The sequence below is a fragment of the Sphingobium fontiphilum genome (assembly GCF_014196635.1).
In the GTDB taxonomy this organism is placed as follows: Bacteria; Pseudomonadota; Alphaproteobacteria; order Sphingomonadales; family Sphingomonadaceae; genus Sphingobium; species Sphingobium fontiphilum.
Window position 1 is genome coordinate 177,140 of sequence record NZ_JACIEB010000003.1, and the last position, 23,224, is coordinate 200,363.

31 protein-coding genes are annotated in these 23,224 nt (G+C 63.1%); 23 read left to right on the forward strand and 8 right to left on the reverse strand.

Annotated features, from left to right (window positions below):
* The first annotated feature begins 2 nt into the window (after positions 1-2).
* The 8 genes from pspB (at position 3) to GGR44_RS07915 (ending at position 2,993) form a co-directional block, all read left to right on the forward strand.
* Positions 3-269, forward strand: coding sequence for an envelope stress response membrane protein PspB (pspB, locus tag GGR44_RS07880; RefSeq protein WP_183955034.1), 267 nt, complete (start codon positions 3-5; stop codon positions 267-269).
* A gap of 1 nt (position 270) precedes the next feature.
* The gene (gene pspC, locus GGR44_RS07885; protein WP_183955035.1) at positions 271-651 is read left to right on the forward strand and encodes an envelope stress response membrane protein PspC; all 381 of its coding nucleotides are present in this window, start codon (positions 271-273) and stop codon (positions 649-651) included.
* Between the two features lie 38 nt (positions 652-689).
* On the forward strand, positions 690-980 hold the full coding sequence (locus GGR44_RS07890; protein WP_183955036.1) for a hypothetical protein: 291 nt from the start codon (positions 690-692) through the stop codon (positions 978-980).
* A 24-nt stretch (positions 981-1,004) separates the two neighbouring features.
* On the forward strand, positions 1,005-1,349 hold the full coding sequence (locus GGR44_RS07895) for a hypothetical protein (RefSeq protein WP_183955037.1): 345 nt from the start codon (positions 1,005-1,007) through the stop codon (positions 1,347-1,349).
* 37 nt (positions 1,350-1,386) lie between these two features.
* Positions 1,387-1,638, forward strand: coding sequence for a hypothetical protein (locus GGR44_RS07900; RefSeq protein ID WP_183955038.1), 252 nt, complete (start codon positions 1,387-1,389; stop codon positions 1,636-1,638).
* Positions 1,639-1,695: 57 nt separating this feature from the next.
* Positions 1,696-1,941 (forward strand): hypothetical protein, encoded by a 246-nt coding sequence (locus tag GGR44_RS07905; protein WP_183955039.1) that lies wholly within the window; start codon positions 1,696-1,698, stop codon positions 1,939-1,941.
* Positions 1,942-1,997: 56 nt separating this feature from the next.
* Positions 1,998-2,411, forward strand: coding sequence for a SufE family protein (locus tag GGR44_RS07910; RefSeq protein ID WP_183955040.1), 414 nt, complete (start codon positions 1,998-2,000; stop codon positions 2,409-2,411).
* 96 nt (positions 2,412-2,507) lie between these two features.
* Positions 2,508-2,993: a hypothetical protein gene (locus tag GGR44_RS07915; RefSeq protein ID WP_183955041.1), complete on the forward strand. Its 486-nt coding sequence runs from the start codon at positions 2,508-2,510 to the stop codon at positions 2,991-2,993.
* On the opposite strand, the gene ggt is transcribed toward GGR44_RS07915, so the two are convergent.
* Together ggt and GGR44_RS07925 are read right to left on the reverse strand one after the other, a co-directional pair.
* Positions 2,994-4,688 (reverse strand): gamma-glutamyltransferase, encoded by a 1,695-nt coding sequence (ggt, locus tag GGR44_RS07920; protein WP_183955042.1) that lies wholly within the window; start codon positions 4,686-4,688, stop codon positions 2,994-2,996.
* Between the two features lie 78 nt (positions 4,689-4,766).
* A complete protein-coding gene (locus GGR44_RS07925; protein WP_183955043.1) occupies positions 4,767-5,819 on the reverse strand; it encodes a quinone-dependent dihydroorotate dehydrogenase in 1,053 nt (350 codons plus the stop codon).
* Between the two features lie 665 nt (positions 5,820-6,484).
* On the opposite strand from GGR44_RS07925, the gene GGR44_RS07930 reads away from it, so the two are divergent.
* The 12 genes from GGR44_RS07930 (at position 6,485) to GGR44_RS07985 (ending at position 14,942) form a co-directional block, all read left to right on the forward strand.
* On the forward strand, positions 6,485-7,324 hold the full coding sequence (locus GGR44_RS07930; protein WP_183955266.1) for a helix-turn-helix domain-containing protein: 840 nt from the start codon (positions 6,485-6,487) through the stop codon (positions 7,322-7,324).
* A gap of 77 nt (positions 7,325-7,401) precedes the next feature.
* A complete protein-coding gene (locus GGR44_RS07935) occupies positions 7,402-7,845 on the forward strand; it encodes an RrF2 family transcriptional regulator (protein WP_183955044.1) in 444 nt (147 codons plus the stop codon).
* Complete coding sequence (gene sufB, locus GGR44_RS07940) at positions 7,842-9,338, forward strand: Fe-S cluster assembly protein SufB (protein WP_221214312.1); 1,497 nt, start codon at positions 7,842-7,844, stop codon at positions 9,336-9,338. Before GGR44_RS07935 ends, sufB begins: the two co-directional genes overlap by 4 nt.
* A 115-nt stretch (positions 9,339-9,453) precedes the next feature.
* On the forward strand, positions 9,454-9,648 hold the full coding sequence (locus tag GGR44_RS07945) for a hypothetical protein (RefSeq protein ID WP_183955045.1): 195 nt from the start codon (positions 9,454-9,456) through the stop codon (positions 9,646-9,648).
* A gap of 11 nt (positions 9,649-9,659) precedes the next feature.
* Positions 9,660-10,115 carry a hypothetical protein gene (locus GGR44_RS07950; RefSeq protein WP_183955046.1) on the forward strand — a complete coding sequence of 152 codons (456 nt, stop codon included), beginning with the start codon at positions 9,660-9,662 and terminating at the stop codon, positions 10,113-10,115.
* A gap of 179 nt (positions 10,116-10,294) precedes the next feature.
* Entirely contained in the window at positions 10,295-11,041 is a 747-nt protein-coding gene (sufC, locus tag GGR44_RS07955) for a Fe-S cluster assembly ATPase SufC (RefSeq protein WP_183955268.1), read from the forward strand.
* A 100-nt stretch (positions 11,042-11,141) separates the two neighbouring features.
* A complete protein-coding gene (locus GGR44_RS07960; RefSeq protein WP_183955047.1) occupies positions 11,142-11,888 on the forward strand; it encodes a SufD family Fe-S cluster assembly protein in 747 nt (248 codons plus the stop codon).
* A complete protein-coding gene (locus tag GGR44_RS07965; protein ID WP_183955048.1) occupies positions 11,885-13,093 on the forward strand; it encodes a cysteine desulfurase in 1,209 nt (402 codons plus the stop codon). The genes GGR44_RS07960 and GGR44_RS07965 overlap by 4 nt, the downstream gene beginning before the upstream one ends.
* Positions 13,090-13,551: an SUF system Fe-S cluster assembly protein gene (locus tag GGR44_RS07970; RefSeq protein WP_183955049.1), complete on the forward strand. Its 462-nt coding sequence runs from the start codon at positions 13,090-13,092 to the stop codon at positions 13,549-13,551. Before GGR44_RS07965 ends, GGR44_RS07970 begins: the two co-directional genes overlap by 4 nt.
* Positions 13,551-13,913 (forward strand): HesB/IscA family protein, encoded by a 363-nt coding sequence (locus GGR44_RS07975; RefSeq protein WP_183955050.1) that lies wholly within the window; start codon positions 13,551-13,553, stop codon positions 13,911-13,913. The genes GGR44_RS07970 and GGR44_RS07975 overlap by 1 nt, the downstream gene beginning before the upstream one ends.
* Before the next feature lie 14 nt (positions 13,914-13,927).
* Positions 13,928-14,737, forward strand: a complete 810-nt coding sequence (locus GGR44_RS07980) for a Rossmann-fold NAD(P)-binding domain-containing protein (RefSeq protein WP_183955269.1) — start codon at positions 13,928-13,930, stop codon at positions 14,735-14,737.
* Between the two features lie 61 nt (positions 14,738-14,798).
* The gene (locus tag GGR44_RS07985; RefSeq protein ID WP_183955051.1) at positions 14,799-14,942 is read left to right on the forward strand and encodes a hypothetical protein; all 144 of its coding nucleotides are present in this window, start codon (positions 14,799-14,801) and stop codon (positions 14,940-14,942) included.
* A 286-nt stretch (positions 14,943-15,228) separates the two neighbouring features.
* Here the strand turns inward: GGR44_RS07985 and GGR44_RS16845 are convergent, their stop codons facing one another.
* Both GGR44_RS16845 and GGR44_RS16850 read right to left on the reverse strand, forming a co-directional pair.
* Complete coding sequence (locus GGR44_RS16845; protein ID WP_246344382.1) at positions 15,229-15,603, reverse strand: cytochrome P450; 375 nt, start codon at positions 15,601-15,603, stop codon at positions 15,229-15,231.
* Between the two features lie 135 nt (positions 15,604-15,738).
* A complete protein-coding gene (locus GGR44_RS16850; protein WP_246344383.1) occupies positions 15,739-15,933 on the reverse strand; it encodes a cytochrome P450 in 195 nt (64 codons plus the stop codon).
* A 336-nt stretch (positions 15,934-16,269) separates the two neighbouring features.
* On the opposite strand from GGR44_RS16850, the gene GGR44_RS07995 reads away from it, so the two are divergent.
* Positions 16,270-16,536, forward strand: a complete 267-nt coding sequence (locus GGR44_RS07995) for a hypothetical protein (RefSeq protein ID WP_246344384.1) — start codon at positions 16,270-16,272, stop codon at positions 16,534-16,536.
* A 32-nt stretch (positions 16,537-16,568) separates the two neighbouring features.
* On the forward strand, positions 16,569-16,712 hold the full coding sequence (locus GGR44_RS08000) for a hypothetical protein (protein ID WP_183955052.1): 144 nt from the start codon (positions 16,569-16,571) through the stop codon (positions 16,710-16,712).
* Between the two features lie 30 nt (positions 16,713-16,742).
* On the opposite strand, the gene GGR44_RS08005 is transcribed toward GGR44_RS08000, so the two are convergent.
* Together GGR44_RS08005 and GGR44_RS08010 are read right to left on the reverse strand one after the other, a co-directional pair.
* Complete coding sequence (locus tag GGR44_RS08005; RefSeq protein WP_183955053.1) at positions 16,743-19,139, reverse strand: TonB-dependent receptor; 2,397 nt, start codon at positions 19,137-19,139, stop codon at positions 16,743-16,745.
* A 148-nt stretch (positions 19,140-19,287) separates the two neighbouring features.
* Positions 19,288-20,166, reverse strand: a complete 879-nt coding sequence (locus GGR44_RS08010; RefSeq protein WP_183955054.1) for an AraC family transcriptional regulator — start codon at positions 20,164-20,166, stop codon at positions 19,288-19,290.
* Between the two features lie 233 nt (positions 20,167-20,399).
* Between GGR44_RS08010 and GGR44_RS08015 the strand changes: the two genes are divergently transcribed.
* A complete protein-coding gene (locus GGR44_RS08015) occupies positions 20,400-21,674 on the forward strand; it encodes an MFS transporter (RefSeq protein WP_183955055.1) in 1,275 nt (424 codons plus the stop codon).
* A gap of 51 nt (positions 21,675-21,725) precedes the next feature.
* Here the strand turns inward: GGR44_RS08015 and GGR44_RS08020 are convergent, their stop codons facing one another.
* Both GGR44_RS08020 and GGR44_RS08025 read right to left on the reverse strand, forming a co-directional pair.
* Positions 21,726-22,118 (reverse strand): carboxymuconolactone decarboxylase family protein, encoded by a 393-nt coding sequence (locus tag GGR44_RS08020; protein WP_183955056.1) that lies wholly within the window; start codon positions 22,116-22,118, stop codon positions 21,726-21,728.
* Positions 22,115-22,963: an NAD(P)-dependent oxidoreductase gene (locus tag GGR44_RS08025; protein WP_183955057.1), complete on the reverse strand. Its 849-nt coding sequence runs from the start codon at positions 22,961-22,963 to the stop codon at positions 22,115-22,117. The genes GGR44_RS08020 and GGR44_RS08025 overlap by 4 nt, the downstream gene beginning before the upstream one ends.
* Between the last annotated feature and the right edge of the window lie 261 nt (positions 22,964-23,224).

Below are 23,224 nucleotides of genomic sequence, written 5' to 3' on the forward strand. Positions count from 1 at the left end.
CCATGGAAGACGTGCTGGTTCCCATCATGGTTTGCGGCATGCTGTTCATCGGCATGCCCTGGCTGATCTTCCACTATGTCACCAAGTGGAAGCAGGCGCCCAAGATCACCGACGAGGACGAGAGACTGCTGGACGAGCTTCACCTGCTCGCCCGGCGGCTGGAGGAACGGTTGCAGACGGTCGAACGGATCGTCGCCGCCGACAACCCCGATTTCCGCCCCGCCCGCCCGTCGCAGGACGACCAATATGAATTCGACCGGAGGAACTGAGATGACCGCCCGCCGCACCAAATTCTACCTCGACAAGCAGAATGGCAAATGGATGGGCGTGTGCGCCGGCATCGCCGACTATACCGGGATCGACGTGGTCTGGGTGCGGGTCGGCGCTGTCCTCATCACCCTGATGGGCGCCTTTCCCTGGTCGCTGATCGCCTATTTCGCCGCCGCCTATTTCGCCGACAACAAACCGTCGGGCCTTTATGCCGACCGCGACGACGAGAAGTTCTGGCAGGGCGTGCGCACCAACCCGGCGCGCTCCACCCGCGACGTCCGGTCCAAGTTCCGCGACATCGACCGTCGCCTGGCCGACATCGAAACCTTCTACACCAGCCGCAATACGCGCCTGGCCGAGGAAATCGACAGCCTGCGCTGACAATAGCGCAGCGGGGCGAAAAGAACAGGGAGACTAAAATGACCTTCGCAGGACCAACTTTCGTCCTCGCCATCATCGCCATGTCGACGCTGGGCTGGATGTTCACCACCTGGGTCCGCGCCCGCCACGGCTATCCGGTTGAAAATGAATGGCGCGGCACCGTTGATCGAAGCGAACCCGACGCCGGTCGAAAAATCGACCTGCTGGCGAGCGAAAACGAAAAGCTGATGGGACGAATCAGCCGCCTGGAAGACCGCATCGCCGTGCTGGAGCGGATCGCCACCGATCCCGCCGCCCGCACCGCGCGCGAAATCGACGCGCTGCGCTGATCCGTTCAAGCAAGGGGAAAGATCATGAACAAGGCCGATATTGCCGACGCGGTCATCATTCCGAACCTGCCATGGATCATCGGCGGCGGATTGCTGATCGGCGCGATGGCCGTGGCGGGATGGATTTTCACCACCTGGCTGCGGGTGCGCCACGGATACCCGCTGGACGGCGCATGGGGACAGGCCATCTATCCCCAGAGGAATGAGGAAATGGTCGAACGGATCAGGCTGCTGAGCCAGGAAAACGCCCAGCTCCGCGCCGAAATCGGTTCGATGAAGGACAGGCTGGCGGTGGTCGAGCGGATCGTGACCGACGAAAGCCACCAGCTGACCCATGAGATCGAACGGCTGCGCGGCCCCGCCAACTAAGGGCGTCGGCCTGGCGCGCCAACAGGGAGACAAGCATATGAACCCGTTTGAAATGGTGGTCGCCATTGTCGCCATCACCGCCATCGCCAGCGTCATTCGCGCCAAATATGGCGTGGTGCGCCGCCACAAGGGCGAGGATGTCATCCAGCGCGGCTCCGACCCGGAAGCCGAGCGGCTGCGCGCGGAAGTGAAACAGTTGAAGGAGCGGGTCGCGGTGCTGGAACGGCTGGCGACCGACAGTTCGACTGCGCTGGAACGCGAATTCGAAAAGCTGAAACACAACGATTGAGGCCTAACCGGTCGCCTTTGTTTTCAGGCAGACCCGCGGCTTGAGGAGGAAACCCCCATGCAGGATCCCTTCACACTGATGACCCTGGCGGCGACGAGCCTGGCAGCGGTGACCATATTGGCCATCTCTGCGCTCAAGGGCTGGAATGGCTGGCTGGATTACAAGCGCGCGGAACTGGCGCGGCGTGGCGGCGGCTTCGATGAAGGCCCCGCTCCTTCTTCGGCCGGCGCCCGGATCGAGATCGCTGACCTCAAAGAACGCATCCGCAAGCTGGAAGCGATCGCCGCGGGCGTCGACATCTGAGCCGTGAACGGGAAATGCGGGTTTCGTCGCGCGCATTTCTCCCTATATGGGCGGCCATGACCCAGACGCCCAGCCTGTCCGACCTGTATGACGAATATGAATTTCTGGACGCGGACGACCGCTATCGCCTGCTGATAGACCTTGGCCGCGCGCTCGAACCCATGCCCGACGCGCTCAAGACCGACGCGACTCTGGTGCGCGGTTGCTCTGCGGCGGTGTGGGTCTATCCCACCATGCTCGATGACGGCCGTCTCCATTTTCTGGCGGACAGCAATGCCGCGATCACCAAGGGCATCATCGCGCTGGTGCTGATGACGGTGCAGGACGGCGCGCCCCGGGCCATCGCCGACGCCGATATAGAGGGCGCTCTGGCCCCGTTCGACCTGAAGAACCAACTCAGTTCCAACCGCACCCAGGGCATTCCCAACATGATCGCCCTGATCCGTGAGACGGCGGCGCGCTACATCTGAGGACGCGCGCGCCGCCTCCTCGCTCCGGCGCGGGGAAACCCGCCCGCGCTCCGCGCGTTATCCTGTCCACTTGTTTTCGTGGAGAGGAGAATGCGGATGCGCGCCTTCCTGACTATCGCGGCCGTCGGGCTGCTGGCCGCCTGTTCATCGGGCAAGGACGAGATGACCCAGCGCGAGCAGATCGGCCAGAACTGGAAATATGAGCAGGCGGTGGCGGGCCGCGTCGCCTATATCGGCAGCGCCAACAGCGTCGCCACCATCCATGCGCCCGACACTTTTTCGGTGATGCTGGTCCAGCCGATGGACAATGGCGAGAAGGATGTCCGGGTGAAGCTGGTCGGCGCGCCCTTCACCTGCGACCTGTCCGACTGCGCCGTCACCGCGACGACCGACGATGGCAAGACCCATCGGTGGAAAGGCCGGATGACCGACACCAACGACGGTATCGAAATCATGCCGTCGCAAAAGGCCTATGAAACGATCGCGCAGGCCAGGAGCGTGAAGGTCGACCTGGCCGTGGGGCCGCAGGACCGGACATTTCCGTTCGAATTCCGCGTCGCCGGACTGGATCTGAAGGGCTGATTATTCCTGGAAGGACACGCCGGGGCTGCGCGGGTCGGCGGCCCCTGTCCAGCGGCCATCGGGCAGGCGTTCGGCGGCGTTGGCCTTCAGCCCCAGCCGCGACACGCTGGTCTTGTGCCCCATCGCCTCCAGCGGCGCCTTCATCCCCTCGACAATCGTTCCCTGTTCCAGCACGAGCCCGTCGCGGTTGAAGTAGACCAGGCCCATGGCGATCGAATCCTGCGCCGACAGGCTCCAGTCGAAATGGGCGATCAGCGCCTTGGCCACCTGCATGATGATGGTCTTGCCCCCGGCCGCGCCGACGGTGAAGATGGGCGTCCCCCTTTCGTCGTAGACGATGGTCGGCGACATGGAAGACAGCGGGCGCTTGCCCGGCTGAACCCGATTAGCGACCGGCGCGCCGTCCTTTTCCGGCGTGAAGCTGAAATCGGTCAGTTCATTGTTCAGGATGACGCCGTTGGCAATCAACTGGCTGCCGAAGAAGCTTTCGATGGTGGATGTCCAGGCGGCGATGTCGCCGCTCCTGTCCACCGCGACGAAATGGCTGGTGCCGGATTCGGGCTGCGGCAGGGCGGCGGTGCGCAGCGCCGCCCCGGTGGGCAGGCCCGCGTCATAATGGCCCATCGCCTTGCCGATGCGAATGGTGGCCGAACGGCGCTTGAGATAGACGGGATCGATCAGGCCCGCCACCGGCACATCGACGAAATCGCGGTCGCCCAGATATTTTTCGCGGTCGGCATAAGCGAGTTGCATGGCTTCGGCGATGACATGCCAGGACCGGGCATCATCCTTGCCCCATCGGGCGAGCGGGAAGCGTTCGACCATGCCCAATATCTGCAGCACGGTGACCCCGCCCGACGACGGCAGGCCCATGCCGCAAATGGTGTAGACGCGATAAGGACCGCACACCGGCGGGCGCTCCTTCGCGCGATAGGCGGCGATGTCCTCCACCGTCATCGGCACGGGGTTCTTGGGCGCGTTGGTAACCGCCTGAGAGAGCAATTGCGCATTTTCGCCGCTGTAAAAGGCTTCCGGCCCTTCCGCCGCGACACGCTTCAACAATGCCGCGAGCGGCGGGTTTTTCAGCATCGTCCCCATCGGCGCGGGCTTGCCGTCGATCCAGAAATATTTCTGGATTTCCGGGAAGTCGGCCCACACCGGCGCCACAGCCTTCATTGCGGTGTCGAGGCGCTGGCGCACTTCGAACCCCTCCTCCGCCATGCGGATGGCGGGCGCGAACAATGTCGCCCAGGGCAGCTTGCCCCATTTGTCATGCGCCATCTTCGCCAGGCGCAGATTGCCCGGCACGCCGACCGAATAACCGCCTGGCCAGGCCTCGCGAAAACCCAGAGGCTTGCCGTCCGGTCCCATGAAACGGTCCGGCGTGGCGGCGGCTGGCGCAGCCTCGCGCCCGTCGATGGATTCCAGCACGCCGGTTGCGCCGTCATGGTGCATCAGGAAACCGCCGCCGCCGATGCCGCTATTGTGCGGCTCCACGACATTCAACGCCAGCATCATGGCGATGGCGGCGTCGGTCGCGCTGCCGCCCTGGCGCAGCATCTCCTGACCCGCCTGCGCCGCGCGCGGATCGGCGGCGGACACCGTGCCGTTGATGCTGACCGGCTCGCGCGCGAACGCGGCGGTCGGCAAGGTGGCGAGCAAAAGCGCGGAGAGCGGGGCGAGGAGGATCTTCATTCCCGGCACCCTATCGGCAGCAGGAGCGAAGGCAAGTGGCGAATGAAAACGGAAGATGGCCATGCCCGGTTCAACGGATCAGGCGTCGACCCCCACCACGTCGCCGATAGTGCGGACGCCCTCGCGCGCCATCAGCGCCTTCAACCCGTCATTGATGCGCCGCGCCAGCCACGGCCCTTCATAGACCATGGCGCTGTAAAGCTGGATCAGGCTGGCCCCGGCGCGGATGCGCGCCCAGGCCTGATCGGCTGTCGCGATGCCGCCGACGCCGATCAGCGGCAATCGCGCGCCCAGCGCCCGGCGGAAATCGCGCAGCCGCTCCAGCGCCATGTCATGCAGCGGCGCGCCCGACAGGCCGCCCGCTTCGCCGGCATGGACGGACCGCAGCGGCGGGCGGCTGATCGTGGTGTTCGATACGATCAGTCCGTCGATATGGTGGTCGAGGCAGGCGGCGGCGATGTCGTCGACATCGGCGGGGAGCAGATCGGGCGCGACTTTCAGAAAGATCGGCGGGCCGCCAACGCCCCGCGCCGCCATCACCGCGCCCAGCAATTCGTCGAGCGCCGCCCGGTCCTGCAGCGCGCGCAGGCCCGGCGTGTTGGGGGAGGATATGTTGACCGTCAGATAATCGGCCAGCGGCCCCATCACCTGCACGCCGGTCACATAATCGCCGACGCCGCGCCCCGCGGCGGTCGCATCCTTGTTGGCGCCGATATTGATGCCGACGACCGGCCGGTCGGGGCCGGGCGCGCGGCGCACCGCCACCCGCTCCGCCGCCGCCGCCTGGCCGCCATTGTTGAAGCCCATGCGGTTGATGACCGCGCGGTCCTCGACCAGCCGAAAGAGCCGGGGTTTGGGATTGCCCGACTGGGGCAAGGGCGTCACCGTGCCGAGTTCGGAAAAGCCGAAGCCAAAGCCATGCATCTTGTGCGCGACCATGCCGTCTTTATCATAACCCGCCGCCAGACCGACGGGGTTGGGAAAGCGGATTCCCGCGACCGTCTGTTCCAGCATCGGGTCGGGCGCGGCGATGGCGGGCGTCGGCATCATCCGCACCAGCATCAGCGACAGCCGGTGGGCGCGCTCTGCATCGAGCGCAAAGAAAAGCGGGCGGGCAAGAGCATAGACCATGGTGCGCCTATGCCAGCAGGGCGGGGTTCCGTCGAGTCGCTGTTGCTGCCGTGCAACATGGGCGGCGCATCGTTATTTTCTAACGAAAATCGTCATGTCTGGAACGCATTTGGCCCGGCAAATGGCGAATCTGTCCAATAAAATTACCCCGAATCAGCGGTAGAGCGCTCCTGCGACCCGAAGGCTCTTGGCCATCCGCCAACGAGACCTTTTCCTGGCCCGGAGGTGAAAACTTCCGGGCCATTTTTTTGGCGCCGGCGGCATGATCGCCCCACCCGCGGCCCAACAGCGACACGCCCGTCCAGGTGGAGCCATGGGTCGTTTAGCCAACAACATTCGTCAACGCCAGGGCATCAAAAGGCATCGTCATGCGCTTGATCGGGGGGGGGGCCGACAATATCGGCGTCTTCTGTGTTCAATGAGCATGGGACGCGACGCAGTTGCCGGCGCAGCAACCGCCATATGCGCCAACGCCTTCTCAAAACATCCTTCGCTCTTTGCTTGCATGACTTCGCAAATATCTGCAATATAACGCAAATAAGGGGCACAATAACGGGATCGCAAATTTGGACCAACCAGGCCGTCCGGGCATTGGCGACGACAAGGGCGCGTCGCAGAATCGCAATTTTCCCTTTTCAGTGGACGGCGCTTATGGGCCGGTGCGGCTGCGCTATTTCGCGCCGCCTGTAAAGTTGCGCGCCTATTTCGGATCGCTTTATCTGTTCGAAGTTGATCTGGCCCAATATTCCGACGTGACCCGCGCTGATGTGCCGCAACTACGGTTCATGTTGTCAGGGCAAGGACAATATCGGTTCCGCGATGGCCATGATGTCGACACGCCCGAAATTTGCCTGCTGGGGCCGACGCTGGGCGCAACCCGATTCGACCTGACATCGCCCGCGCGCGTCCTGGGCATTTCGCTTTTGCCTGCCGGGTGGATCACGCTGCACGGCGGCGATGCGAGCAGCTTTGCCGACCGGCCATGCGACATGGGGGTCGGCCCGGCAGGCGAACCCTATCGCGCCATGCTGGAACAGGCTCGCACCATTGACGATCCCGAACAGATGGCGGCGCAGGCCTGGCGCTTCATGGCTGCCCGGATCAGGCCGTTGACCGATGCGACATGGACGTTGCTGCACGCGATCGACCATTGGTTGACCGATGAGCCATCGCCGCGCATCGAAGTGCTGGCCGATGCCACCGGCCTGTCCGTGCGGCAGCTCACCCGGTTGACCCGCAGCCTTTACGGCGCGCCGCCCAAATTGCTGGCGCGCAAATATCGCGCCCTGCGATGCAGCGCGCGGATCGCGGTGGACGGCGAAAACTGGCAGGCCTTGTGCGACGATGGCACCTTCTACGACCAGTCGCATTTCATCCGTGAAATCAAGCAGTTCATTGGCCTGACCCCACATCAGTTGATGACCGAGCCCAGCGCCGTCGCGGCGCTCACCATGTTGCGCCGGTCGCTGGGCGGCGACGTCGCCGCGCTCAACCGCCTGTCATAAATAAGCCTTGATTATCGGGCCGCAGCGGCCCACATGCGCAATCGGATTGATTCCATCCGATTTGAGAATGGTTCGCAATGAGGCTGTCCAGTTTCGCCGATTATGCCGTGGTGCTGATGAGCGCGGCCGCGCGCCATTGCGGCCACGCCGGGCTTGCCCCGGCGAATAGCGAAAAAGCCGCCAAGATGAACGCGACGACGCTGAGCGCGGAAACCGGCATCCCCCTGCCCACCGCGCAGAAGCTGGTCAGTCGGCTGTCGGCGGCGGGCCTTTTGGAATCGAGCCGCGGCACGGGCGGCGGGGTCCGCCTGTCGCGCCCGCCCGCCGCGATCACGCTGGCTGATGTGGTGGAGGCGGTGGAAGGCCCCATCGCCATCACCGCCTGCGCCGAACAAGGGACGCATGACTGCAATCTGGAAACGGACTGCCGCATCCGCCCGCATATGAATGTGGCGAACGACGCCATCCGCCAGGCTTTGGCCGGGGTGACCATCGCAAGCCTCACGAGAGAAATGGCATGACCGACGACACGACCTTCACGGACAATGGCGTCCGCAATCAGGAAGCGCTGGAAGCCGCGGAGCGCGCCTCCACCTATGAGCATGGCTGGTCGTCGGACATTGAGCAGGACTTCGCGCCCAAGGGGCTGAACGAGGATACGGTCCGCTTCATTTCTGCCAAGAAGAAGGAGCCGCAATGGTTGCTCGACTGGCGGCTCAAGGCGTTTGCGATGTGGAAGACGATGACGCCGCCCGACTGGGCGAAGTTGAACGTGCCGCCGATCGACTATCAGGACGCCTATTATTATGCGGAGCCCAAGAAGAAGCCGGAACTGAACTCGCTGGACGAGGTCGACCCGGAGATTTTGGCGACCTACCAGAAGCTGGGCATCCCGATCGCCGAGCAGGAGATGCTGGCCGGCGTCAAGGGCAGTCGCAAGGTCGCTGTCGACGCCGTGTTCGACAGCGTCAGCGTGGCCACCACCTTTCGCAAGGAACTGGAGGAAGCGGGCGTCATCTTCCGCTCCATTTCAGAGGCCGTGCGCGAATATCCGGAGCTGGTGAAGAGGTGGCTGGGCAAGGTCGTGCCGATGCACGACAATTATTTCGCCACATTGAACTGCGCGGTCTTTTCCGACGGCACCTTCGTTTATATTCCCAAGGGCGTGCGCTGCCCGATGGAGCTCAGCACCTATTTCCGCATCAACGCGGAAAATACCGGGCAATTTGAGCGCACGCTGATCGTCGCGGACGAGGGCAGCTATGTCTCCTATCTGGAAGGCTGCACCGCGCCGATGCGCGACGAGAATCAACTGCACGCCGCCGTCGTCGAACTGGTCGCGCTCGACGATGCGGAGATCAAATATTCGACAGTCCAGAACTGGTATCCGGGCGACGCGGACGGCAAGGGCGGCATCTATAATTTCGTCACCAAACGCGCACTGTGCCAGGGCCGCAACTCCAAGGTTAGCTGGACGCAGGTGGAAACCGGCAGCGCCATCACCTGGAAATATCCGTCCTGCGTGCTAAATGGTGAGAATAGCGTGGGCGAATTTTACTCGGTCGCGCTGACCAACAACATGCAGCAGGCCGATACCGGCACCAAGATGATCCACAATGGCAAGGGCTCGCGCTCGACCATCGTGTCGAAGGGGATCAGCGCGGGGCGCTCCAACAACACCTATCGCGGCCTTGTCCGCGTCGCGCCCGGCGCGGAGGGCGTGCGCAACTTCACCCAGTGCGACAGCCTGCTGCTCGGCGACCAGTGCGGCGCGCATACGGTGCCCTATATCGAGGTGCGCAATCCCTCGGCCCAGATCGAGCATGAGGCGACAACGAGCAAGATCAGCGACGACCAGCTGTTCTACGCCATGCAGCGCGGGCTGGATCAGGAAAGCGCGGTGTCGTTGATCGTGAATGGCTTCGCCCGCGAAGTGCTGCAGCAACTGCCGATGGAATTCGCGGTCGAGGCGCAGAAATTGCTGGGCATTTCGCTGGAGGGGAGCGTGGGGTGAGCGTCGCATCTACCTCCTCCGTCATGCCGGACTCGATCCGGCATCCCGCTACTTCAGGCACAGCGCTAGAAGGCAGCGAGACCCCGGATCAAGTCCGGGGTGACGAGTAATGACAATGATCGACCTTGCCGAAATGCTTGAGCGCTTCGTTGGTGATGCGCCAAATTGCGGCAAGTGGGAATGGGACAACTTTACGTCCGTGAAGGCAAGTCCCGAACTTGAGCCATTCCGTCAGCGCCTGTTGGAGCAGGGTGACGGCTGGATGGACCTCGACGAGATTCGCGGGCTCATCGCTGAACTGAAAAGTTGAAGGACTAAAACTTGAGCGACGAAGACGATATTCAGGATGCCCTCGCCGATTTCGCGGAGGATGTCGGCAATGGCCAGGCATGGACCGCCGCGATCCGCGTCCTGACCGAGGATTATGAGCTGGAAGAGGGCGAGCTTGCCGCCCGCGCCGCCAAGGATTTCGGCGATCTTGATGCCTATCAGGCCGAGTGCCGCGCGGCGCTGGAAAAGGGCGACGTCGCTTTCACCGAGAAGCTCAAGTCCGACAAGGCGTTCCATAAGGCCAAGGCGCCCAACCTCGCCCGCATGGGCCCGGTGACGGAATTCGTGACGGGGCTGCTGGAAAAGGGTTCGCCCGAACCGGGGGCCGACTGGTGGCCCTATATGCCGATCAAGCGCCATATCGACACGCTGTTCCCCGCGCCGGGCGACGTGCGCGACATGGCCTTCTGGACCGCGCGGACGCTCCAGCGCGCGCATAAGGGGTAAGATGGCGGGGTTCGCTCACCTGATCCTCCCCTGTAAGGGGAGGCGGACCGCCAGCGAAGCTGGTGGTGGAGGGGTATCCTCCCTCTCGATAGCGGAATACCCCTCCGTCAGCACTTCGTGCTGCCACCTCCCCTTCCAGGGGAGGATTGAAATTCAAGCCGCATTGCCGGGACAAAATGATGCTTACTATCTCTGACCTCACCAATGAAATCGACGGCAAGGCGATCCTGAAAGGCCTGTCGCTCTCCATCAACGCGGGCGAAATCCATGCGATCATGGGGCCGAACGGCGCGGGCAAGTCAACGCTCGCCTATACGCTGGGCGGGCGGCCGGGCTATGATGTGACCGGCGGCGGCGCCACCCTGGACGGTGTGAACTTGTTCACATTGGAGCCGCATGAGCGCGCCGCCGCCGGCCTGTTCCTGGGCTTCCAATATCCGGTCGAGATCCCCGGCGTCTCCAACCTGCAATTCCTGCGCGAATCCTTAAACAGCCAGAAGCGCGCGCGCGGCGAAAAGGAGCTGAACGGCGGCGAATTCATCCGCCTGGCCAAGGAAAAGGCCGCCTTGCTCGGTCTCGACATGGAAATGCTCAAGCGCCCGGTGAATGTCGGCTTTTCGGGCGGCGAGAAGAAGCGCGCCGAAATGGTGCAGATGGGCATCCTCGATCCGAAGCTCGCGATCCTCGACGAAACCGACAGCGGCCTCGACATCGACGCATTGAAGATCGTGGGCGCGGGCATCAACGCGATCATGCGCAAGCCTGAAAAGGCGGTGCTGCTCATCACCCATTATCAGCGGCTGCTCGACTATGTGAAGCCGGACTTCGTCCATGTGCTGGCGGCCGGGCGGATCGTGAAGTCGGGCGGCCCCGACCTCGCGCTGGAGCTGGAACGCGAAGGCTATGCCGAAGTGGTGGCCGCATGAGCGCCGCAGGCAATCTCATATTCTCTCTGCGTCGCTCTGCGCCTCTGCGCGCAAATATAATGTTCGCGCAGAGGCGCAAAGGCGCAGAGGAGCACCGCGCATGAACGCTCTGCCGACGCGCAAGGCCGAAGAGTGGCGCTATAGCGATCTGGAGGCCGTCGCCTCCGTCTGGCCGCTGCCCGCGCCTATGCACATAGATGTGGCGGCGGGCGAGGTTGCGCACCATCATCTGTTGCAGGATGCGGCGGACGGCGCGGCGGCGGTGCATGAATATGTCATCACCATCGCCGACGGCGCACGGTGCGATTTTCATGTATTGAACATCGGCGGCAAACTCGGCCGCGTGACCTTTGCCGTGACTCTGGGCAGGGGGTCGCATTTCGAACTGAACGGCGCGATCATCGGCGGCGGGGATCAGGTGCTGGAGATCGTCACCAGCGTCACCCATGCCGAGGCCGACGCGACCAGCGGCCAGACGATCCGCTCGATCCTGGGCCAGCGCGCGACCGGCAGCTATCTGGGCAGCATCAACGTCGCCCGCCACGCGCAGCGCACCGACGCATTCCAGTCGATCAAGGCCATGCTGCTCGACCGCACCGCGACGGCCAATGCCAAGCCGGAGCTGGAAATCTACGCCGACGACGTGAAATGCGCCCACGGCGCGACGGTGGGCGAGCTGGACAAGGCGGCGCTGTTCTACATGGCGTCGCGCGGCATGGACCCGGCGACCGCCAAGACCTTGCTCCTGAAAGCCTTCGTCGCCGGCGTATTCGACGATGTGGCGGACGAGAGCGTCAAGGACGCGCTGGAGGCCGCCGCCATAGCCAAGCTGGAGACTCTGGTATGAGCGTGATCGCGCCTGCGCGGCTCAGCCTGCGCCATGATTTCCCGGGGGTTGGCGACTGGCATTATCTGGACAGCGCCGCCACCGCGCAGAAGCCGACCGCCGTCATCGACGCCATCGCCCGCGCCTATGGCGCCGATTATGCCACGGTGCATCGCGGCGTCTATGCCCGGTCGGCCAATATGACGCTCGCCTATGAAGCGGCGCGTCGGAAGGTGGCGGACTTCATCGGCGCGGCCTCCGACAGCGAGATCGTCTATGTGCGCGGCGCAACCGAGGGGATCAATCTGGTCGCCCAGTGCTGGGCGGCCGAGCAGTTGAAGGCGGGCGACCGCATATTGCTCTCCATGCTGGAGCATCACAGCAATATCGTGCCCTGGCAGATGGTGGCCGAAAAAATCGGCGCGGTGATCGACGTCGTGCCGCTGACCGACGACGGCCGGATCGACCTCGACGCGATGGCCGCGATGATACGGCCTGAACACAGGCTGGTCGCGCTCGCCCATGTCTCCAACGTGCTGGGCAGCGTGCTTGACGCGCGCCGGGCGGCCGACATCGCCCATAGCGTCGGCGCAAAAATCCTGATCGACGGGTGCCAGGCGGTACCGCGCCTTGCCGTGGATGTGCAGGCGCTGGATTGCGACTTCTACGTCTTTTCCGCGCACAAGCTCTACGGCCCGACCGGCATCGGCGTGCTGTGGGCGCGCAAGGCGCTGCTCGACGCCATGCCGCCTTATCAGGGCGGCGGGTCGATGATCGACAAGGTGACCTTCGAAAAGACGACTTACGCCCCCGCGCCAACCCGGTTCGAGGCGGGGACGCCGCATATCGTTGGCGTGGTCGGGCTGTCGGCGGCGATCGACTATGTGCAGGCCATCGGCCTTGACGCGATCCACGCCCATGAATGCGCATTGGTGGCCAAGGCCCGCGCCGCACTGGAAAGCATGAACAGCATCCGCCTGTTCGGGCCGGAAGACAGCGCGGGTATCCTCTCTTTCGAGCTAAGGGGGGTGCATCCGCACGATGTCGGCACCATATTGGATGAAACGGGCGTCGCGATCCGCGCAGGACATCATTGCGCCCAGCCGCTGATGCGCCATCTGGGCGTCGAGGCCACCGCGAGGGCGAGTTTCGGCATCTACAGCGACGAAAGCGATGTCGATGCGCTGGTCAAGGGATTGGAACGAGTGAGGAAGATCTTCGGATGAACGACGAACGGAAGATCGTGGTCGAGGAAGTGGACGCGGTCGACAGCCCGCCCAAGGTGCGCGTCGACGAGGCGGAGGCCGCGCCCCGCCAGCGCGACTATCTCGACGGTTTCCTGAGCGCAACGCCCGCGGAAACCCCGGCGGGCGAGCCCGGCGGCGACCTGTATGACGCGATCATCGACGCGCTCAAGGAAATCTATGACCCGGAGATCCCGGTCAATATCTATGACCTTGGCCTGATCTATGGCGTGGACGTCACTGGCGACGGCCATGCCGTCGTCACCATGACGCTGACGACGCCCCATTGCCCCGTCGCCGAATCCATGCCGGGCGAGGTCGAACTGCGCGTCGGCGCGGTGCCGGGCGTGGGCGATGCGCAGGTCAACCTCGTCTGGGATCCGCCATGGGATCCGCAGAAGATGTCGGACGAAGCCAAGCTTGAACTGGGGATGCTGTGATGACCGAAGCGACCACCAGGCCCCGCGCCCGCCCCGCCGCCGTCATCCTGACGAAGAGCGCGGAGCAACGCATCGCCGATCTGATGGCAAAGGCCCCTGAGGGGACCATCGGCGTCAAATTGTCGACCCCGCGCCGTGGCTGTTCGGGCCTCGCCTATTCGGTCGATTATGTGAGCGAAGAGGCGAAGTTCGATGAGAAAATCGCAACGCCCGGCGGCACATTCTATATCGACGGGGCGTCGGTGCTCTACCTGATCGGGTCCACCATGGACTGGGTGGAGGATGATTTCACCGCCGGGTTCGTGTTCAACAACCCCAATGCCAAGGGCAGTTGCGGCTGCGGCGAGAGCTTTACGGTCTGAACGGCCGCATGCCCATGCCCCATATGCTGATCCTGGGTCTGGGCTATAGCGCGGGTCATATGGCCGAACGCCTGCGCGCCGATGGTTGGCGCGTGACCGGCGTGCGGCGGACGGCGGGGCCGGACATCATCGCCTTTGACGATGACGCAGCCGTGCGCGCGGCCATCGCCGCGGCCAGCCACATCCTGTCTTCCGTGCCGCCGGTCGATGGCGTCGATCCGGTGCTGACGCGATATGGCAAGGCCATCGCCGCTGCGCCCACATCATGGATCGGCTATCTCTCCTCCACCGGCGTCTATGGCAATGCCAAAGGCGCCTGGGTGGACGAGGGCAGCGCCACGGGCTTCGGCCGCCGCGCCGCGCGCGCGATGGCCGACGCCGCTTGGGGGGCGCTGCGCGATCAGGTCTACCGCTTCCGCCTGCCCGGCATCTATGGCCCCGGCCGCTCGGCGCTGGAAAGGGTGCGAGAGGGGAAGGCGCATCGCATCGACCGGCCCGGACAAGTGTTCAGCCGCATCCATGTCGACGACATTGTCGGCGGCGTCATCGCCTCCTTTGACGGGCCGCCGGGCGCCTATAATCTGGCCGACGACCTGCCCTGTCCGCAGAACCGCCTGATCGAGGGGGCCTGCACCCTGCTGGGCGTCGATCCGCCGCCTTTGCTGACGCTGGAGCAGGCGCAATTGTCGGCCATGGCGCTGGGTTTCTATGCCGAAAATCGCCGGGTCGCCAATGGCCGGGCAAAGCGTCTGCTGGGCTGGAGCCCGCGCTTCCCGACCTGGCGCGAAGGGCTGGCCGATTGCCTTGCCCGCGCGGCCTGGTGACCATTTGTTAACCTCCTGAGGACGAAGATTGCAGGGCCATTTTCGCACGAGGATGCCCGCCATGACCGACATCGAACGCAGCTTTGAGGCGCTCAGCCGGGCGATGCGGCGCGACGCCATCATGCCTCCCGCTCCGCGTCCCGTGCCGATCGCCCGGCTGGTGGAACGGATAGAGGCTGCCCGGCGGAGCGGCGCTCGCGGCTGAAAGCCAAGATCTGGCTAGGGCGAATGTTGATCCGACCTGCTTCAGAACAGCGCCTTGCCTGCCACCACCGAAATTCCGCACCGGCCCGGTGAGCGGGTTGGACTAGCTCTCACAGATCGCGAGCAGCGTTTTCTTCAGCAACGTCCTGGTATGGCTGGTGATCGGCGACGGGGCAGCGGCGCCTTGCGATCGAAGCGGATCGCCTGGGGATTTTCTTAGAAAGCCGGATCGCGGCCGATCACGGGTAACTGAAGGCCACATAGTCCCGGGCATGATCGTCTGCCCCTTAATTTCGATGACCTTTGTGGCGATACGGAAAGCCGTAACCGGCGCGAAGGCGCGCAAAAAATTCCTCGACCGCCAGGACGATCAGCGATGGATCAGCGCGCAGTTCGTTCCGCTTGTCCGGATGCGACGCCAGATAGTTGAAGATGTTGCCCAGCATGGACGTGACCGTGTCGAGGCCGCCGATATAGAGATTAAAGCAGTGGCCCAGCACCTCATCGTTATTCCACAAACGGCCGTCGACCTCGAAGATCAGTATCTTGCTGATATAGTCGTCGCGCGGCTGCTGGCGGCGGGCTTCGATTTCCTCGAGAAGATAATTCTTCACGCAACGCACGGCGTTGCCGCGCACGGCCCGATCGTTGGAATGAAGCATTTCCTTTTTCCCATTTAAGGAATTGCGCCATTCTTTCCTGCGGCAGGCCCAGCAGGTCGAGGACGATGTAGATCGGGAATTTTTCCGAGAATTGGTCGATAAAGTCGCACGGCCCGCGATCCTTGAAGACATCGATCAGGATGCCTGTCCGCGCACCTGCTCCATCATCGCAAACATCTTCTGCGGCGAAAAATGGCTATTGAGCGCCTTGCAATAGCCGGTGTGGATTGGCGGATCAGCCTCAGTCGGAATGACCAGCCAGGTTTCGCCGATATTCTGCGTCCATTTGCCCATGCCGTTCTTGGTGAAATTGTCGGCGTCGCGCAGCATCGCCTGCACATCTTAGGCGTTTTTGAGCAGCCAGCCGGGCTGTTCGCCCGGAAAGATGTTGGTGACATAGGTGATCGGCGGCAGCTCCGCATGCATCGCGGGAATCACCACTTCCTGTGGGTTGTCTTAGACCACCGTCCGCGAAAACAGCGGCAGGGCCATAGCCAGTTCGGGCGGCACATGATCCGGCAGGGCTTTATTTTCGACTTGGGTCATCACGGTCTCCGAAGCAAAAAGCAGACAAATTCCACTCTTGCCAAAGACAGGTGCGGTGATGGCCGCGCGTCCGGGACTGCCGCACGAGCAGAAAAACCGCAATGGCAGGAGGCGATGCACATGAACGAGGCGGATGCATTGGACCTGGAACAGGCGATCCGGGACAATTACCGGCTGTGGAACGAAGGAAAGCGCGAGGAACTCGACCGCCTTTTCCGGACGCTCGGGTCAGACGGATTCACCATCGAATATGTCGGATCGCCCGCTCTGGACGGCGCCGCCGCGATGGCGGAGATGTGGGCGGAATATGAAGGACGGCATCGTGACGCCGCCAAGCCTGGCAACCCAAAATATTGCCGATGGCAGGCTGACGATCCGCCATTTTGATCGGACAGCCCACTAACCTGCCATATATCGACATGCAGGCGATGGACACCGATCAGTGCTTCGCTCGCGGGAAGGTGGCCGAATATTGCGCGAGCGCGATGATCGCCACCCTGTCCACCCGTTTCGTCATCGCGCGCATTCCGCAGCGATGGGCTGGCGAGAGAAGGCCGCATTGATCGCAGCCTGTCTCGCCAGCGCCTGTCCGGTCAGAATTTAAACGTCGTTTCAACGCCATAGGTGGCCGGCTGGCCAACATAGGCGGCCGCGATGCCCAGCGACCGATAAAGATCGGGGAAGCGACGCAGCAGATATTTGTTGTTCGTGATGTTGCGGCCATAGACCGCCACTTCGACATTGGGATCGTCCAGCTGGAACGCGATACGACCGTTGAAAATGCCATAGCCCGGTACGAAACCGAGGCGGTTTTCCGTATCGTAAGCGGCCTTTGTCGCGGCCGACGCCTGATCCGCCGCCCGGACCGCATCGAAATGCTGACCGCCGACATAGGAATAGGCGCCAGTAACGGCAAGCGTGCCGCCGCCGACCGGAATTTTCTGCGTGGCGCTGATGTTCAGCTGCTTCTTGGGCAATTGCAGCAACGGCAGGCCGCTCAGGTCGACGACGCAGCCGTTGGCGACACCGGCGCTGTTGGTGCAGCCGCTGCCAGCCACCACCTGGATTTCGCTGAAGCTGCCCTTCACATATTTGCCGTTTTGCAGCGAGCCGTTGACGCTGAGCGTCATGCCTTCCCAAGGCACGGCGGTGATTTCATTTTCCATGCCCCAGATGCGAACCTTGCCGTTGTTCTGGATATATTGGGTCACGCCGATGCCGGTCACGAAGCTGTTGACGATCGCCTGATTGTCATCCTTCCAGGTGTGGAAGACCGCTGTGTTAAATCGCAAGCGGCGGTCGAAAAGATCGACCTTCAAACCGGCTTCCACATCCTTCACCTTTTCAGGAGAGAAGGCGGGCAGGCCGCCCGCACGCAGATTCCAGCCGCCAGCCTTCGCCGCGCCGCGGGTTGCGGCATAGATGAAAAGATTGTCGCTCGCCTGCCAGTCGACGCCCAGATTCCACGCTGGATAGTTGAACTTGGCATTTTGTTCCTGATTGCACGTCGTGGCCGTCACCGGTTCGGTCGGATTGACGGTGCAGTTGATGCCCGTCGGCGTGCCCGCCACGGCGACATTGTAAGGCAGACCATATACCTGCGCATTGTGCAGCACGCTGTTGCGCGTGTCCCAAGTATAACGGAAGCCGCCGACCGCGCGCAGGGTCGAAGTCAATTCATAATAGGCCTGCGCGAACAGGCCGAAGGTCTTGTTGGTGACGTCGGCGTTGGAATCGCGGATGAGACCGCCGAATATCTGCGACCGGCTGAATTCGTCGCCGCTTTCCTTGCCCGCATAAGCGCCCGTGATGAAGCTGAGGCTGTCGGTGATATTGCCGGAGAGCTGGAATTCCTGGGATATATAATAGGAGCTGGAACCCGCAAAGGTCGCCAGCAGCGGCACGGCGGTGCCATCCGTGTCGTTCTGGCCATAGTTCATCGAATGGCGATAGCCGGTGATCGATTTGAAGTTCAGGTCGTTCAGCTCGAAATTGAGCGTGGCGGAAAAGCCATATACTTCCAGCGTATTGAATGGCTTCACACCATAGAGAGCCTGCGCTTCTGGAGTCAGCGAGCCGATCGTGGCCGGGATCGATGTCCCGGTGACCGTATTGCCCCACCAACGATCCTTCGTCAGCAGGCCCGCAGTCAGACCCGGCTGGAAGGCAGCAGGGATGATAGCCGGGTTGAAGGCCCACAAAGCGATCTGCTGACCATGGTTGGTTTGGCGGTTCCAATCGCCCGAAAGGGTCAAGTCCCAGCTATCCCCCTCATATTTGATCTTGCCGCGCAGGAATTTGCTGTTGTTGTCGGCCACGTCGCGCTTGGTGGCGAGATTGTAACCATAGCCGTCCCGGTCGGTCATCGCGCCGCTCAGTCGAATCGCCAGCCCATCTGCGAGCGGCACATTGATATTGGCCTGCGCGCCCAGTGTGCTGTAATTGCCAAACTCCGCCTTGAACGCGCCGCTAAGCTGGTCGTCGGGATCGTTCGTGACGATGTTGATCGCACCGCCGGTGGTGTTGCGGCCGAACAGCGTGCCCTGCGGCCCGCGTAGAACCTCCAGTCGCTGGACGTCCTGAATGTCGGTCATGCCCGTCGAAGGCCGCGGGATGTAGATGCCGTCAATATAAGTGGCGACAGCCGGATCGTTGGCGAGAATGGGCTGGAGATTGCCCTGGCCGCGAATGGCGACAAAGACGATGCCGTCGCCGCCGGCGGAACCGCGACCGATGACCAGGCCCGGCGCGGTGCGCTGAAGATCGACGACGTTTTCCACCTTGGCGGTCGCCAAAGCTTCCGGGGTGAGCGCCGTGACGGCGATCGGGGTCGTCTGTAGACTTTCTTCAGTGCGGCGCGCAGTGACGACGATATCCTGAATGCCTTCGCCAGCGCCCGATTGCGCCGGCTGCGCAAAAACGGGCTGCGCCATGGCGGCGGCGAGCGCCCCCATGCCGATCGCGCCCAGTGTTGCGACTCTTTTGCTCATATCTTCCTCCCCGTATTTCACGATGGCTCAAATTTTTCACATCACCCCTGCCTAACGCGGGGCGGATATCCTCCATAGTGGCCAGTCCAAGATTGACTGTCCGGCGACATGATTTGGCCGCTCATCTATATTTTTGCGCGGGGGCCGATCAGTGTGGCCGCAGCGATGACGAGCGGAAGGCCTTGGGCGTCTGCCCCGTCGCCGACCGGAATGCGGCGGAAAAAGACGACGTGCTGCTAAAACCGCAGCGCCAACTGATCTCCTTGATGCGGGCGTCGTCCTTTTGCAGCAGTTCCTTTGCCATGGCGATGCGGCTGCGTGCGACAAATTCACCCAGGCTGACGCCGGAGCCTTCCCGGAAAACGCGCGCGACATGGCGCACGCTCATGTTGCAGTCGCGCGCAATATCGGCAACCGTGAGAGGCTGCGAGAGATTGTCCATCACATAGTCGATGATCTTCTGGACCTGCTGCGGATTACGCGCATTCCCATAGGCTCGTTCGCTCGGTCCCATGTGCCGGACCAGTTCGACCGCAAGGCCCATGAGCATTGATTCGATCATCGTCTGGCTGGCAAATCCGGGTGTCCGCAATTCCGCCGCCAGCCCTTCAAAGAGGCGGCGCATGGAGATATTCTGAATGTCCGCGCACGGTTCGACTCTGTTCAGCGGCTGCGCCCCGTCAAACACCTTCTCCAGAAATTTCTCGCCAAGCGCCACGCAGACGAGATGCCGCTGCTGAAGCGCGGGCTCACCGAAATATTGGCGGTGTGGCGGCATGTAGAGAATGTCGCCCGACGCGGCGCGCCGGTCCGGGCGACCCATACTGACCATGCTGCGCCGCGGCACACCGTCGAGCGAATAGTCCAGATAATGTCTCTCGGGGCTGAAAACGCCGCTGCTGGGTTGGACCCAGTCAAAATGACGCACATCCACATAAGCGTCGCGAACGCTCGTCGCCGCTTCGATGAAGAAGTTCTTGACGCCAAACCTGCCCTGTCCGCTCCAATCGCTCTCCGGACGAAACAACCCTATTACTCCCAGCCTTTATGTCTTTGTCGCTGAAATAGACGCAGCGCGGGCTTGTTCCTCTATCTTTGGATAGGTGGTCAATTTGTCATGAGCGGACAGGTTTGGGCTGGCGCCCGACCGTAGCGCGATACTGGTGCAGGGGGGACAAATTTCGCCATGCGCCCCCGTTCAATCCTAAAAGACAGGAGGCGCTCAATGTCCATCACACCGCTCTTGCAGCAGCGGACGCCATGAGAGCGCCATCAAACAAGCCCGCAGCCAGCCTTTATCCCTGGTATGTGCTGGGCATATTGACGCTGGCGCAGACCTGCCATGGCATCGACCGCGCCATCATCGGGCTGGTTCTGGCCCCGGTCGGGCATGAATTTGCGCTGTCCGACGGGCAATTGGGAATATTGGCGGGTTTCGCCTATGGCATATTCTTCGCCCTTGCCGCCCTGCCCTTCGGCGTAGCGGTGGATAGCTGGAACCGGCGCAACCTGATGGTTGCCGCATTGACGCTGTGGAGTGGTGCGACCGCCCTGTGCAGCCTCGCGACCGGGTTCTGGACTTTGCTCATCGGCCGCGCCGCCGTGGGGACCGCCGAAGCGGGCGGATCGCCGACCGGCATGTCCCTGCTGAGCGATTATTTCGGCGAAGACCGGCGCGCCACCGCCATCGGCATCTGGTATCTGAGTTCCGGGATCGGCCTTGCCATCGCGTTCATCGTGGGCGGCGCGATCGTCCAGAGCGCCGGCTGGCGCTGGGCGTTCGTGGCCGCCGGCGTGCCGGGGTTGTTGCTGGCGCCGCTGTTGCTGCTGACGGTGCGAGAGCCAGTGCGCGGCGCGCACGACGGGCCAGCCCAGCCGCAGGGGGACACGCTGCGGCTGGGGCAGCGCGTCCGCCTGCTCGCGGCGCGGCCCGGACTTCTGTATTGCATCTTCGCCATCGTGCTGATCGCGGCGGGCATTTACGGCATGAGCACATGGCTCACCACTTTCCTGATCCGGGTCCACGGCATGCCCATCGCCAAGGCGGGCATCCTCATCGCCATCGCCTATGGCGGCCTCGGTTCGCTGGGCGGATTCCTCGCGGGCTGGGTGATCGACCTCGTCAACCGGCGGCGGGGCGGTTTCGATCCGGCAAGGACATCCCTGTTCGGCGCGGTGATCCCCTTGCTGACGGCGGTGACCGGGGTTGGGACGGTCCTGGTCCGCGACTTCGATCTGATGCTGGCGCTGCTGATGGCCTGCGGCTTCCTCAGCGCGTCCTATAACGGCCCAATCTACGCCGTCATCGTGACGATCGCCGGGCCGCGCCTGCGGGGCCTTGCGGTATCGCTGGTGCAACTGGGCGCGAACCTGATCGGCGTTGGCGCGGGCGCCTATCTGATCGGCGCGGTCAGCGATTTTGTCGGGGGGACGGCCGGCGTCGCCTGGGGAATCGGCACCGCCATGCTGTTCACATTCGCCGGGGGCCTATTGCTGCTGCTGGCTTCGCGCGCGATCCGGCGCGCCGAAGCATAAAAAAGGCGGCTTGGTCGCTCGACCAGACCGCCCTTCCTCATGCGCGTCCCGTCATTTCTCGGCCTCGCGCGCCTTGCGCCGGGCCTTTGCCGCTTCGATGCCACGAAAGACGGTAGTGGTGTTGCCCGCCCCGGCATAGAAGAGCAGGAAGAGCGGCATGAAATCCAGTTCCTCATCGGTGAATTCGCCATTGATGAGGGCGCCATTCATCTGGATCTCGACCAGATCGGTTCGACCCAGCATGGCTGTCACGCCCAGGACCAGCAGGCGCTTCTCCCGCATCGAGAGGATATCGCTACCCCAAAGATTGGCGAACTGGTTGCCGACGATTTCCTGGTTGAAGGCGGAGTCGCGATACGGGAGGGTCATTTCCGACGATCCCGGTCCATAGACCTGGTCGAAAACCTCCAACCCCTTCTGCCACTGTGCTTCATCAATGCTCATAGCTTCTCTCCCATTATATTTTCCAGGCCCACAACCGCCCGATCAGTGCTGCGCGTCAATTCCACCAAGGGCAGCGCGATGCCGTGGCTGCGCGCCAGGTCGATGGCCGCATCCAGATCCTTGACCATAAGTCCTCGCGTATATTCGCGCACCGCCGCTTCCTGCGCGCTGGACGACGGATCATCGCGAACCGCCAGCATCAAGGGTCCGCCCACGCTGTCCGAACTGGCGTCGATCACCTGTGCAAGCTGTCGAACATCCACCCCGGCATTGCGACACAGGACGGACGCTTCATAGCCGGCGCGCAGACAGCCGAAGACGATGACGTTGCGAGCAATCTTCGCGGCCATGCCCGCGCCTGGGCCACCCATATGCGCCACCAGCTTGGCAAAGCCGTCCAGAACCGGACGCACCTTTGCGATTGTTTCATCTGTACCGCCGACGAGGCAAACGAGACCATGCTCGCGGGATTTAGGGCCACCCGTCACGCCGCAATCGACCAGGTCCACGCCCGCCGCGTCGGTCAGGCCACGAATGGCGTCCAGATCCTCGATCGAAACGGTCGCGACCAGCACCACGATCATGCCCGGTCGTGCGCGCGACAGCACGCCGTCGGGGCCGGACAGCACCTCGATCGTCTGCTTTGCGTTGACGACGGCGATGATGACGACATCTGACTGCGCGGCCAGCGCCGCCGGGCTGGCGGCGACGGGCGGAACGCCCTCCAATGTGTCGGCCGCATCCGCCCGAATGTCGTAAACCGCCGACAATTGCTGCGTCCGCGCGAGGCATATGGCGACGCCAGCGCCGATCTGCCCCAAGCCGATGACCCCTGCTCTTCCCATCCTCATCATCCTTTCCGCCGCCGGGTTTGCGGTCCTGCCTTAGCCAAGCCGCAAAGGTGGCATAGCCGGGGCCACGGCGTCATCCCGTCCAGCGCTGCGTGGCCGAACCTCGACAGCTTTACCGTCCTTCACGATGCATTTGCCTCCAGCGGCAGATTTTTTTGCGGCCCGGCAATAATGGAGAACCGCGATCAGGAGCACGGACGCCGACAATTGCATGCTCAGTTGCAGGCCGTTTGCCGGCGCGGAGAGACAGGCGGC